The 14,124-nt window shown below is 44.0% G+C and carries 10 protein-coding genes; all 10 read right to left on the reverse strand.

From position 1 onward, the window contains the following. Window positions 1-28: 28 nt before the first annotated feature. Window positions 29-2,713 carry an alanine--tRNA ligase gene (gene alaS, locus HXT19_RS04635; protein ID WP_048730125.1) on the reverse strand — a complete coding sequence of 895 codons (2,685 nt, stop codon included), beginning with the start codon at window positions 2,711-2,713 and terminating at the stop codon, window positions 29-31. A gap of 187 nt (window positions 2,714-2,900) precedes the next feature. Continuing rightward, on the reverse strand, window positions 2,901-3,140 hold the full coding sequence (locus HXT19_RS04640) for a hypothetical protein (RefSeq protein WP_004113365.1): 240 nt from the start codon (window positions 3,138-3,140) through the stop codon (window positions 2,901-2,903). Beyond that, window positions 3,140-3,574: a DUF948 domain-containing protein gene (locus tag HXT19_RS04645; protein WP_004113368.1), complete on the reverse strand. Its 435-nt coding sequence runs from the start codon at window positions 3,572-3,574 to the stop codon at window positions 3,140-3,142. The genes HXT19_RS04640 and HXT19_RS04645 overlap by 1 nt, the downstream gene beginning before the upstream one ends. A gap of 160 nt (window positions 3,575-3,734) precedes the next feature. Further along, on the reverse strand, window positions 3,735-4,409 hold the full coding sequence (locus tag HXT19_RS04650) for a histidine phosphatase family protein (RefSeq protein WP_285067856.1): 675 nt from the start codon (window positions 4,407-4,409) through the stop codon (window positions 3,735-3,737). A 117-nt stretch (window positions 4,410-4,526) separates the two neighbouring features. Continuing rightward, on the reverse strand, window positions 4,527-6,002 hold the full coding sequence (gene galT / locus HXT19_RS04655; protein WP_407066230.1) for a galactose-1-phosphate uridylyltransferase: 1,476 nt from the start codon (window positions 6,000-6,002) through the stop codon (window positions 4,527-4,529). Window positions 6,003-7,030: 1,028 nt separating this feature from the next. Beyond that, window positions 7,031-7,657 (reverse strand): 30S ribosomal protein S4, encoded by a 627-nt coding sequence (rpsD, locus tag HXT19_RS04660; RefSeq protein WP_004113375.1) that lies wholly within the window; start codon window positions 7,655-7,657, stop codon window positions 7,031-7,033. 750 nt (window positions 7,658-8,407) lie between these two features. Continuing rightward, a complete protein-coding gene (locus HXT19_RS04665) occupies window positions 8,408-9,172 on the reverse strand; it encodes an ABC transporter ATP-binding protein (protein WP_422118598.1) in 765 nt (254 codons plus the stop codon). Beyond that, window positions 9,162-10,373, reverse strand: a complete 1,212-nt coding sequence (locus HXT19_RS04670) for an FtsX-like permease family protein (RefSeq protein ID WP_415703001.1) — start codon at window positions 10,371-10,373, stop codon at window positions 9,162-9,164. The genes HXT19_RS04665 and HXT19_RS04670 overlap by 11 nt, the downstream gene beginning before the upstream one ends. Window positions 10,374-10,394: 21 nt before the next feature. Continuing rightward, window positions 10,395-10,820 (reverse strand): DUF4418 family protein, encoded by a 426-nt coding sequence (locus tag HXT19_RS04675; RefSeq protein WP_020761348.1) that lies wholly within the window; start codon window positions 10,818-10,820, stop codon window positions 10,395-10,397. A 374-nt stretch (window positions 10,821-11,194) separates the two neighbouring features. Continuing rightward, entirely contained in the window at window positions 11,195-14,041 is a 2,847-nt protein-coding gene (locus HXT19_RS04680; protein ID WP_422118599.1) for an ATP-dependent helicase, read from the reverse strand. Window positions 14,042-14,124 lie beyond the last annotated feature (83 nt).

Below are 14,124 nucleotides of genomic sequence, written 5' to 3' on the forward strand. Positions count from 1 at the left end.
CGTTTTGTTTTAAGCGTGTAGCTACGCACTAGTCGAGCTTAGCCACTTCGCTCTTAACAGCCTCAAGCGCTTCGTCAATCTTAGAAGCATCAGTTCCGCCGCCTTGAGCGAAGTCTGGCTTTCCTCCGCCGCCACCGCCAAGAATCTTGGAAGCAGTACGCACAAGATCGCCAGCCTTGGCACCTAGATCACGCGCGGCGTCGTTAGTCGCCACCGCCACCATTGGACGATCCTCTTCATTCACGCCACACAGCGCCACAATCACAGGAGCATCCTCACCTAAGCGAGAACGAACATCCAGTGTTGTTTTGCGCAATGCATCGAAGGAACCAAAGTTTCCAACATTCTTTACAGCAAGCTTAACCGTTGCGCCACTTTGTTTAGCCGCCTCAACCAATTCTGGAACAGCATCGTTAAGCTGAGCCTCATACACCGAAGAAAGCTTGCGGTCTGAATCCTTCATCTTGTTGAGCAAGGACTCCAAGCGCTCAGCTAACTCATCTGGGCGTGCATTAACCATGCCAGCAAGTTGCGCCACCAAAGCGTGCTCACGAGCACCATATTCATACGCCTCTTCGCCGCAAAGCGCGTCGATTCTGCGAACACCAGAGCCAATGGAAGACTCGGAAAGGATTGTAACCATACCAATCTTTCCAGTGCTCTTAGCGTGAGTACCACCGCAAAGCTCGCGGCTCCAACCGTCGCCAATCTCAACAACGCGCACAATATCACCGTACTTTTCGCCGAACAAGTGCATTGCTCCAAGCTTGAAAGCGTCATCGATTGGCATTTCCTTTGGAACAACCTGCAAATCGTCACGAATACGCTCGTTTACGCGAGCTTCTACACGCAGCAGCGCATCCTTATCAACAGCCTTTGGCCACTGGAAGTCAAAGCGCAAACGATCTGGATCAACTACAGAACCGCGCTGAGTTGCCTGCGGACCAAGCTCTTCGCGCAAAGCCTTGTGAAGAGTATGCGTAGCAGTATGGCTTCGAGCCAAAGCAGCACGGCGCACCTGATCAATATTCGTGTTCACTGGAGCACCAACACTCAAAGTGCCTTCAGTAAGTCGGCAGCTGTGAACAATCAAATCCTTGATTGGACGCTGAACATCGTCAACTTCCAAAATCGCGCCGTCGTCGGAAATAATCTCACCCTGATCAGCAATCTGACCACCGCGCTCAGCATAGAATGGCGTGCGATCAAGAATAACTTCAACGTTTGCAGGAGCGCTAACACTTTTAACAGCACCCTTACCGGCTTCAACAATTGCCAAAACGTTTGAACGGCTGGAGAAATCTGTGTAACCGAGGAAGTCGATTGGCTTTTCAAGCTCCTTCTTAATATCGTCATAAACGCTAACATCCACATTGTGACGCTTCTTCAAAGCATCAGCGCGAGCGCGACCTTTCTGCTCGCTCATAAGCTCGCGGAACTTAGCTTCATCAACCTTAACACCCTGCTCAGCAGCCATCTCCAAAGTCAACTCGATTGGGAAGCCGTAAGTATCATGCAAAGTAAATGCGTCGGAACCACCAACAATAGGGTCATCCTTGTGTTCTTTCTTAGCTTTTTCAACAGCCAAGTCAAGAATAGTTGTGCCCTTTTCAAGAGTTCTGCGGAACGCGTCTTCTTCACCATATGCAGCTTCGCTAACCTCGTGGAAAGTGTTGTTAAGCTCTGGGTAGCTTGGTTCCATTGCAGCCTTAGAAACTGGGAACAAGGTTGTAAGAACTGGGTCCTGAACGCCGAGCATGCGCATTGCGCGAACGGTTCTGCGAAGAAGACGACGAAGCACGTATCCGCGTCCAACGTTACTTGGGCGCACACCATCGCTCATAATCATCAAAGCGGAACGCACGTGATCTGCTACAACGCGGAAACGCACATCAGCATCATTATTATCGCCGTACTTTACACCGCTAAGCTTTTCTGCAGCTTCAATAACTGGATAAACTTCGTCTGTTTCGTAAATATTTTCCTTACCTTGCATAAGGTAAGCCAAACGTTCCAAACCTGCGCCGGTATCGATATTCTTCTGGTCAAGCTCACCAACAATATGCAAATCAGTCTTAGACTTTACGTTATCTACCTGGAAGTTTTCGAAGACCAAATCCCAAATCTCAATGAAACGAGATTCGTCAGCAGCAGGACCGCCATCCTTACCGTATTTAGGACCGCGATCAACGTAGATTTCGGAGCATGGGCCGCCAGGACCAGGACCACCAGTGGTCCAGAAGTTATCTTCCATACCGAAAACTTGCATGTGCTCTGGGTCGAAGCCTTCGTTCTTCCAAATTGCGCGAGCTTCATCATCGTCGGTATAAGTAGTTACCCAGAGCTTTTCAGGGTCAAATCCGTATCCGCCCTTATCTTGCGGAGTTGTTAAAAGCTCCCAAGCGTAGTGAATCGCTTCTTCCTTAAAATAATCGCCAAACGAGAAGTTACCAACCATCTGGAAGAACGTGCCGTGACGAGTAGTTTTGCCGACTTCGTCAATATCAAGAGTACGCACGCACTTCTGGTTAGACGTCATTCTGCGAGAAGGAGGCGTTTGCTCTCCCAAAAGATAAGGTATGAATGGAACCATGCCTGCAATCGTGAAAAGCGTCGTTGGATTTGGTGAAATCAGCGATGCTGAAGGCACGACCATATGACCATGATTACCAAAGTAGTCAAGATAACGCTTTGCAATTTCTGCTGTGCGCATAGGTACGAACTCCTTGTGTTATATTAAAACGCCATGCAACAGGGCGGCACAAAAGAATATCATACCATCATGCTTTAAGGCGCGAGTCGCAGAATGATTAATCTGCAAGACCAATTTTTGATTATAAAACTTTACCTATAAAAACTTTAGTTATAAAAAACTTTCAAGACTTATTAGCAAGCTTATTTTATTTAGCATACTTATTAGCATACTTAGAATTAAGCTGCGACTCGTGAGTTTTTCTGCTGGAATTAAAATCCTTAAATAAAGACAAAATCGTGGTTAAAGTAAGATTCTTCGGATCTTTATCAAAGAAAAAATCTCCAACACTTTCTGGGAATTTTCCTTTAATATAAGCGCGAGCCTTAGTAACAGACATCACGCCTATTACTATTCCTACGCAAAGCCAGAATAAACGCTTAAACATCACTCCCCCTTAGACTCACTCGACTCACCAGAATTAGCTGCGTGGCGTGCAGAAGATTCTGAAAAATCCGTTGGAACTGTAGGCTTATTGAAGAATGCGTTAATAGTGTCCTTAAGAGCATATCCAGCTGCAGCAATCTTAATAATAGGTTTTCCAAGAAAAGCACCATACAAATCTGTAAGAGCACCAACATTAGTCGCAGTGGTGCGAGCAGCATCCGTAACAGCATTAACATCTTCTAAGGTTTTGTTTACTTGCTTTACTGTAGTAACAGACTCATCAATAGCAGGCAAAGCATGTTCACCTGATTCCTTAACGGTTTGAGCAATCTGATTAAACATCTTACCCAACCTAATCAGAGGATAAATCATAAAACCAGAAAGAACCGCAAACGAAATCGCGGCAATCAGAGCAGCTATGTCTCCAACGCTCATCGTAACCTCTTTCCTGCTGTTTTTACGCGCGACTAACCCACGCAATGTATTTAAAAGATTAACGAAGAGTCAAGACTCTTCGAGTAAACCACTAACACATATCTTTCTTAATATATCAACCCTAATATATCAATATATAAAAGTGGATTTACAGTACGCTCTACTCGTTGTAACCCTTAATAGTTATAGCCTGATCAAGTGGCTTAGAAGTGTCAAAATCTAAACGAGTCACACTACCATTTTGCGGACGCTCGCTCAAATCGTAGCCAGCAGGCGCAAAACGATGCATAAGACTTAAAAGCGTGTTTCCGTGTGAGATTTGCAAAACACTATCTCCATCTTTTAACACTGGATTGCTGGCGATTATTTTAAAACCGCCCTCAACACGCTTCCAATACTCAATATCCGACTCAGCATCGTGGAATGGATCCGCCTCTTTGAGCATATCTCGGGTAGCCGAAAGCCCAAACTTTTCAACGATTTCATTATATGTTTTTGCTCCGTGAGGAGCACCTGCTGCCCACCAAGCCATATTCATGTCTTGTCCTTCAAAATATCCGTAGCATTGCTCACGAAAATGCATATCGCTTATGAGTTGTGGTCGAGCATGAGTGTGTTTTTCGTTTTCGCTTAAAATACGCTCAGCAGTGATTTGAGCACGAGTTGTATCTGAACAATATGCTGCAGCAAAAATGACATTAGCTAATTTTTCTGCTGCACGATCTGCGTCTGCAAGTCCTTTATCGGTAAGAGGAGAATTTGACCAACCTTGAAGACGATTGTAGCAATTAAACATGGTTTGACCATGACGAACTAAATAAAGATGCAGCAACATAACTTAATCATCTCACTTTTAATAAATTGTTCTACACAATGTTTTATGCAATGCTTTAAACAATGCTTCACACAAATTGACTTTGTTATTTGTTTAATCAGACTAATACAGGTAAGACTAATCCAAATCAACATCGCCTAATTCTTGGAATCTACTTGCAATCAGCTCTGGCGTTGTATCAGAAATCCAAGATGCCATCCCAGCTTCCGACCCAGCCAAATACTTGATTTTGTTAGCATCTCGCATAAACGAGAAGAATTGTAAATTAAGACGATAATGCGCACGACGAGAATCATGCACAGGAGCCTGATGCCATGCTGCAACATAAGGCAAATCAACAAATTCGCTAGAATTTGCAGCACTCATACCAGAAGATAAGTCGAAAGCAGCCGAACCTGCAAACGATTTAGTACTAGAGTCGCCATTAAAACCAAAGAACTTATTAGCACGTCTAAGAAGTGTTATATAAATTTGTGCCAAATCCCAACGCTCTTGGTCGTCAAGCTGATCCAAAGTAAGAACATCACGAACAGGAGCAACATGCACTTCTAGAGGCCAACGCGCTGCTGCTGGCACATACGCAACCCAACTATGATTATGCATAATCACACGCTTTTTAGCCTCAATCTCCGAATTCATCAAATCCTTAAGAAGATTACTGCCAGTGCGCTCAAAATAAGCCTCTGTGTGGCGCAACTCCTGCTCCAACCTAGGAGCAATAAACGGATAAGCATAAATCTGACCGTGAGGATGATTCAAAGTCACACCAATTTGGCTGCCGTGATTTTCAAAAGGATAAATCTGCTTAATGCCATCAATTTGGCTAATTTCCGCGGTTCTAAACGCCCAAGCTTCAACAATCGTGCGCATTCGCAAAACAGAAAGATTAGCTGGAAGCATGTTTTCGTTGGAACTAAAGCAAATCACCTCACAACGACCAGCTGCAGGAGCCTGCTTCCACAGCGGATTGCCATCAACGTAGGTTGTTGTGTTTGGCACTCCTGCAACCTGAGCCATAGCTGGATAACGGTTTTCAAAAACAACAACGTCGTAGTCTTCGTCTGGAATTTCACCATCTTGATACTCAGATTCTGGCTTTCTACCAGCGAATGGGTCGATTCTTGATTGCTGATTACTATCACTATTTAAGCTATCGCTATTTGAACTCTCTCTAAGAATGGGGGCTGGTCGTTTTGCCCACAGCCTAGACATAGGAATCCAGTCTCCTGTAAGCGGATCCTGACGCATTTGCGGAACTTCTCTAGGAACCTCATTACCTTCGCTATCAAAATGAGATGTAAAGCGATACGCCAACTTTCTAGGGTCAATCAGCTCCCTTGTTTTGTGTCCGCTAACATATTCTGGGTTGTCGTCGATGTAGAAAAAGTCGCGACCGTCGGAAAGCTTTGTTACCGTAATACGAATATGCTCACGCGCGTAAGTTCCTGGGCGATACAACTTATACGGATACTCTCCACCGAAATCTCGAATAGGAGTTTGAACAGTCGGAATTTGTTGCGTTTGGTAGAAGGCATTATCGCCTAGCGAAGAGCGCATTGGCGACTGTAATCCTTGGTATGATTCCGAATGCATAGTAGATTGCGCAGACTGCACGTTTTCAGCCACCTCTTCTTCTGCTTGAGCTACAAGACTACTCAGCGAAGAATCTCCAACACCCGTGCTGGTTATTTTGTTAATAACCGAGTAGTTTGCTCCGCCAGCCTTGTTCCTAGCGCGAATTGCATTAATGTCTATTGCATCAAAAGCATCTGTGTCTTCCAAGCTTTTTTCAACTTGACGCTCATCTGCCTTCTTATGCGTAGTGCCGTCTTCATCAATTTCAAATCCTGCTGCAGCGCCACCTTCAAATCCACCACCAGGACCAGCGAAACCAGCTGTTGTTGGAATATTGTGAAGTCCTGCAACTTTTTTAGGCTTTTCCACAAAATCATCCCCTTCAAAAACGTTATTGCTTAACACGTCTTTTGCGTCTCTTACATCTTCTGCATCTTCTGCATACTGTGCGTTGTGCGCAGTCATATATTGCTGTGCTTCTTGCACCGCTTTCACATCTTCTTCATTGCTAATTTGAGACATCTTTGACTCCATCGTCTCTTTATTCTTCTTTATCTTCTTTTATTTTCGTATAACTTCTTATTCTTGTATCTTCTTACTTACAACGCTTACTAGACGCTTAGTTATCTATTATATATTTTCTGATTCAACACTCGCAGAATGTTATATTTTGTGATATAACGAATATTATTGTGAATAATTATATATGATTTTGTTTTTTTATTAAACTGTTTTGTTACAAAATGTACGGTTGCTGGCGACTAATCCCAAACAAAAGTTAATGTGCACCAACATGTAACCAACTTTTACGTAGTTCATACTGATTTTATACAAATGCACTACGATTCGTGCAGTATTTTCCGCACTTTGTAGCTCTAAACAGCGTGTTGAACAACAAAATGCGGAAAAACTTCCGCACTTTGTAGTCCAACACACCAATCAGAACTACAAAACACGGGAAGAATAGCAAATAAAACGCATTGACCCCCACTATGCAATGCACAGCAGGGGTCAAGCGGTATGTCCTTAAGAATGAAATCCAGAATTTAGCGAGCGTAGTACTCGACGACGTACTGGATGTTGACTTCAACTGGAATCTGATCGACTTCCGGCTTACGAGTCAAAGTAGCCTTCAAAGAGGCAAGATTCACATCGAGATAACCAGGAACTGCTGGCAAAACGTCACGATGAACGCCTTCAGCAGCCATCTGGAATGGCACCATTGTCTGGCTCTTAGCGCGAACCTGAATGGTCTGGCCTGGCTTAACACGGTAGGATGGGCGATCAACAAGATTGCCATCTACCAAAATGTGACGATGCACAACAAACTGGCGAGCCTGAGCGGTTGTGCGAGCAAAACCTGCGCGCAAAACCAAAGCGTCAAGACGGGTTTCCAAATCGGTGAGCATTGCGTCACCAGTCTGACCTGCAGTGTGCGTACCCTTTTCGTAAGCTGCACGAAGCTGCTTCTCGGAAAGACCGTACTGAGCGCGAAGACGCTGCTTCTCGCGAAGACGTACTGCGTAATCTGACTCGGTACGACGACGAGTGCGGCCGTGCTCACCTGGAGCATATGGACGCTTCTCGAAAATACGCTGAGCCTTTGGGGTCAAAGCGATGCCGAGGGCGCGAGAAAGACGCACCTGACGGCGAGAACGCTGAATATTAGTCATTACTAATCCTTTATTCTGTCGTTATCTGAACGGAACGTGAACCAAACATTTACGATTGTTCACGCTGAGCCGGCCTCTCCAGTGCTTCTTCGTGCTAACACACGAACGCGAAAGCATTAAAACGCTGAAATAACGCCATAATTCTTGCGCGCCGACCCACTGATGGGCTAAGGCTCCAGATAATGCCTACAAAAAATAGGCATCGTTTCTCATACTACTCCGCGCCGTAGATACTCGCGCTCGCATCAACGTCATCTTTTGCACGCATATTACACCAAGCTAGGTGAAGATTCGAGGTTTTTCGCCGTGAACGAGGTGAGCCTCAGCGCCGAAGGTGGTGACTCGCCGAGAGAGCAAGAAAAATCGAGAATCTCGGTGATAAAAACCACGCAATTGTTCAAGCACGTAAGAGGGCTGGGTGATTCTTGGTCGAACAGTATAAGAGCGGCAGCCGATACCAAATAATCCAAATGATCAACCACTACAAACAAACCTCAATCCAAAAACAAAATCAAAGACAAAACGGAACAACCGCAACAACAACCAACACGTAAGAGGCGGAGCGTTGTGCGAATCGACGACTTCGAGCTGCATAATGCGCGAGAAGTCACCTCGATTCGCTGAGCTTGCTCAAAGTTGAAAGCACAGTGTGCTTTCAACGCAAGCGAAGGCGCGAGCGCGCTTAGACCGCGCGAACGCAGAAACACCCAGCCCTCAGCAACTCTAAATAGGAAAACCGCGCAACAAAGCTCAGTCACAGAGTGCACGAAGTATGCCAGAGTCCATTGTGTAAACACAGTCAGCGCTTGCAGCAACAGATTCATCGTGAGTAACGACTAAAACAGCCGCGCCAGAAGCCGCACAATCGCGCAGCAAAGACACCACAGTTTGAGTATTTTGCGAATCCAAATCGCCCGTAGGCTCATCCAACAGCAGTAAACGCGGGTTGTTAATCAAAGAGCGCGCAATCATAACGCGTCTCATTTCTCCGCCAGAAAGCTCACGTGGATAACAATGCGCAAGATCGTCCACGTTAAGTCGCTTAAGCAAATCCATAGCGAAGGAAGTCACATTCGCACAATCTTCTGGCTCAAGTTTTTCCGTAAAATCGCCTATTCGCTTAGAAGAAGCATCAAAAATCTTAACAGGCAAAATAACGTTATTTATCACATTCAAATTAGCAAGCAGCGTCTGCGATTGCGTAACAAAACCAATGTTTTTTGCGCGAATCGCAGAAATTTGCTCGTCGCTTATAGAAGGCAGTGAAATATTGCATCCAAAAATCGTAACGTTTCCACGCGTCGGCTTTAAAAGACCTGCAATCATGTTTAAAAGAGTAGATTTTCCATTGCCAGACTTGCCCACAATCGCAACAAAGTCGCCAGCTTTAAGCGAAAAATTAACATTGTCTACAGCAATAAACTTCCTATTTTTGCGTTTAAATTCGCGAGTGACATTTTTAAGATTTACTACTAAATCGTTACTAACAACTTTATTCGCCATTTTATTCGCCATCTCTTAAAGTCAAATACGCTTCCCTGCTTGCGATTCGCCCCACAATAATCGCAGAAGTTACCAAAACACTAGCGAACGAAAACGCTACAGAAACTGCCGCAAGCGCGCACACAAACCAAACATTCGACTCCAAGTACGGCAATTGCAACTGTTGAGAAATAACAACATTATATGGGAACAAAATAAGCGAAGCAAAAGCAACGCCAATCACGCCTCCGCCAAAACCAATCGCAGACGATTCACGCGCGACCATCTTTAGAAGCATGCGCCTATTTGCACCAAGAATCCTCAATGAAGCAAATTCCCTCTTGCGCTCCGATGTAGAAGACGCAAAAACGCACACAAGAATCAACACGCCCACAAGCCAAAACGCAAGAATGCCAAGAAAAATCGCCTTATTTAGCACCTCTAAGCTCTTTTTAGTCTGCTCTGTAATTCCGCCTGGAAAGACCACTCCAAGACTTTTAATTCCGCTAGTTTTACGAATATTTTCCGCAACTTTTTGAGCGCTAAAACCCCTGCTCACTTTTACAAGAACAGCGCTAACTGCCTTGCGCGCGTATTTTGCAGGAATCGCAGTGTGCCCAACTTTAGAAGAATATTTAATAACCGCTGGAATCGTGTCTCTGTTTACAAACACTGAGTTATCTAAGCTAGTGCCCGTTTTAGCAAGTTGCGCAACAATCGGCCATTCGTGCCCATACAAGCGAACAGTATTTTTGTAAGACACAAGCACGTTTGCGCCTGCAATCATATGCCCTTTTTTAAGCTCGCTTTTGTGTTGCGAATAAATCCATGGCGCGATTACAAAGTCACTCGTAGGGTCAAAACCTATGATTTGCAACTTTTCTGCGCAGCATCCAGCAGATAGAGAAGATATGTAAGTTTGTACGCTTGCTTTTTCAACGCCTTTTGATTTTCGCACAAAATCCTCAATATTGTTCGTAAAGTAAAACGTGCTCGATCCGCCATTAGTTAGCAACGCTTCCGCACGATTGTATGTGTTTTGCGGAATCACCATAATATCCGCGCCAAGGCGAGCGCGCATACTACTTAAACCATTAGAAAGATTTAGGGAGATTAGTGAGCCGCCAAAAAACACTGCAGCTAAGCACGCGGAAACCACAATTAACGCGGCGGTTCTAAGCGGCTTTTGCTTTAGGTTTTCTAGCGGCAATCTCTTTAATGTAATAGTGTGCATAGTAAATTACTTAGATGCGCACTAGCAAGCAGACTTAGTATCGAGATACACGCTAACGGATGCAAACACCAACGCTAGTACAGATAGCACAATCAACGTTGGACGCATAACAGATGCGCAATGCATCATTGGACTTTTGCAAACACCAATAAGGAATGTTGTAGTAGCAATCATAAACAGAGAGTTAGCGATTACAGCAATATTTAAGCCAGCGCGAACGTGTTCTTTAACAAATAGCGCAATAATGCCTAGAATTGCAATAACTACGCCAATTCCAATAGCCACGCGGCCGGTGTAGTAGCATGCCATAGGTTGCATCATCATAGGCATTTTTTGCATTTTATGCATGCCTCCAGTTGAGCATGGTTTTGCAAATGTCAATGGCGCTATAGCAATAAGAATTCCAAAAATAATTGCATGAAGCGATGCGAATAATTTGTTTTTCATAATAAATACCTCATTAAATCTAGTTATTATTTTTTAGTGTTGCTCTTTAACGCAACACGCTTTACGGCACTCACGTTTGTAAGCGCCACGCCTTTTAAAATCTCATTATAAATACAATCGCAATGTTTAAGAGCTTAATCGACTTACTCTTGAGTCACGAATCTTACACATTTGCGGTTTCGTCTACTTCTATATTTTTCCTACTTTTATATTTTTTCGTATAGCTTAATAGAAAACAAGTCTTGAATATTTTGTTTTAGTGTATATAATCACGCACTAGTTATAACAATATTACAATTAACAATTTAAAGTAATCTTCAATAGGATTTCATTATTTTAAGTGCAACATTTATAAAACAAAAAAATTTACAATTTTACAATTTCTCAATTGGTGCAACTCTTAACATGAGTCTTTTTACACCATCCGAGCCAAAGTCAACTGTGATAATCGAGTTTCTTCCCTTGTCTTGCGTTTTAAGAACAGTTCCAAGACCGTAAGTGTCGTGCGAAATTTTATCGCCTTCATGAAAATCGTTGATATTTAAGTGATTGTCCTTTTCTTGCAAACCTTGTTTTTTGTAAGACAACGATGATGAAGATGACTGCAAATTTGATGTGGATGATTGATGCTGGTATGATTCACTAGATTTTCTGGCGATACGAGTGGTGACTTTGCCAGACTTTGAACCATACGACTTGCCATATGAATTGCCATATGAATTAGAGCCATAAGACTTTGAGCTATACGACTTGCCATAATGCGATTTTCGGTAACTCGATCCGCCGTAAGTGGTGTACGAATCGTCGTCCCAACCACCATCGCTTCCAAAATCGCGGTCAAAATCGCGGTCAAAATCACTGCCCGCTCCCCTAAGCCCAGCACGCATAACATCTGCTTCCTTGCGCTTCCAAGAAATCAAATCGGCAGGAATCTCGTCCAAAAACTGGCTTTGTATCATTTCCGCTGACTTGCCCCATTGCGATCTCTCAGCCGCCCAAGTGACGTACAAAATCTTCTTAGCGCGAGTTATGCCAACGTATGCAAGACGACGCTCCTCGCAAAGCTCCTTTTGATTGTCAACACAGCGCGAATGAGGAAAAGTGCCCTGCTCCATTCCAGTCAAAAACACAACAGGATATTCCAAACCTTTAGCCGTGTGAAGCGTCATAAGCGTAACTTTTCCAGTATCTTCGCCCTGGTCTGGAAGCTGATCAGAATCCGCAACCAAAGCCGTAGTCTCCAAAAAACCAGCGACATTAGCATCAGGCGTATTCTGCTCATACTCGGCTGCAACAGATTGTAATTGAGACAAGTTATCTACTCTAAATTCGTCTTGAGGGTCCTTAGACTCTCGCAAATCCTGCAACAATCCGCTCTCGTTAAGCACGTTCTCCACAACCTTAGAAGGCTTGGAATCGTTAGCTTTCATAAAGTCAATAAGCGAAGTCATAAGATCCCTAAAACTCTTAAGCGCATTAAAAGTTCTAGATGAAATACCAATTTGTTCTGCAATCTTATCTATTTGACTAAGAGCAGACCAAAAACTTATAGAATTTTCTTTTGCATAAGACGTAATCTGCGACTCAGCACGCGCACCAAGACCACGCTTCGGAACGTTTAAAATGCGGCGCATATTGACATCGTCATCAGGGTTTGCAATCGACTGCAAGTAAGCAAGCGCATCTTTGACTTCGCGACGCTCATAGAACTTAGTTCCGCCAACAAGTTGATAAGGCAAGCCCGACTTAATAAGCGCATCTTCTAAGCTACGCGATTGCGAATTTGCGCGATACATAATCGCAATATCTGAATAGTTTACGCCATCTTCGCCTGCCAAACGCGCGATTTCTTGAGCAACCCAAGAAGCCTCACCTTGCGCGTTATCTGCTACATAACCGACAATCGGCGAACCTTTGCCTAAAGATGTCCACAACTTTTTAGGTTTTCGATTAGCGTTGTTGGAGATCACAGCATTTGCAGCATCCAAAATGGTTTGCGTAGAGCGATAATTCTGCTCCAACATAATTGTTGTAGCGCTTGGAAAATCCTGCTCAAAGTCTTGAATATTGCGAATATCTGCACCGCGGAAAGCGTAAATTGACTGGTCGGAATCGCCAACAACCGTGATTGAAGATTGCGGAAGTTGAGTGGAATCTGGTGAAACAGTGGAATCAGTGGAATAATCATCCACACCTGCAAGCTCACGAATCAACACGTATTGCGCGTGATTGGTATCCTGATATTCGTCAACCAAAATGTAACGGAACTTTCGCTTGTAATACGCGCTAACTTGCGGATTTTGGCGCAAAAGCTTAACCGTTAACATAATCAAATCGTCAAAATCAACAGCATTCGAAACGCTAAGCCTATTTTGATACTCCGCGTAAACAGCAGCATAAAGCGCATCAGCATTGCCAGCAGCATTAAAGCTAGATGCACCAGATACAGACGCGCCTGGCTTATAATCTGGTGCGTAATTTTTAAGATTTTCCTGCCAAGTAACCAAATTATTTTTGAAATCAGATATCTTAGACAATAAAAGTTTAGGAGTAAACTTTTTAATATCGATATTCAATTCGGATGCGATTATTTTAACAAGACGCTCGCAATCGGAAGAATCGTAGATAGAAAAACCTGATTTTAAGCCGATTGAATCGCCATGAGCGCGAAGAATTTTAACGCAAGCGGAATGGAAAGTGGAAACCCACATGCTATTTGCACTATTGCCTATTAAGCTCGCCAAGCGCTCGCGCATCTCCGCAGCCGCTTTATTTGTAAACGTGATTGCAAGAATTTGGCTCGGCCACGCCTTGCGATTAGCCAAAATCCACGCGATTCGGCGCGTAAGAACACGCGTTTTGCCGCTGCCTGCGCCAGCTCCGATTAAAAGCGCTGGGCCAGTGTATTGAACAGCCTTGGATTGCTGTGGATTTAAGCCTTCTAAAAGCGATTGTGGGTTGATTTCAGGAATGTTGGAAGATTGTGCGGATGTTTGAGCGTATTGGGCAGCGGCAGAAGATTGAGCTGTTTGGGAAGATTGTACGGAATTTGAATATTTTGCGGAAAAATCGCCAGCAACCGTAGAAGCAGAAACTTCGCTCGTCATATCTTTATTAATAGGTGCATCGCTAATAGGAGCATTGCTAATAGAAGCATCGCTCTGCTCGTCGGCATCTTCTGGATTGCCAAACAAATCAAAATCGTAACCGTACTTGCTCAAAAGCCCCTCACTCCCGTGTTCCAAATCGCAAAAATTAAACTCTAACCAATTTTAACGAACGGCAGCCAAACACAAATCGTGCG

It is taken from the genome of Gardnerella sp. DNF00038, from assembly GCF_049262855.1.
In the GTDB taxonomy this organism is placed as follows: Bacteria; Actinomycetota; Actinomycetes; order Actinomycetales; family Bifidobacteriaceae; genus Bifidobacterium; species Bifidobacterium vaginale.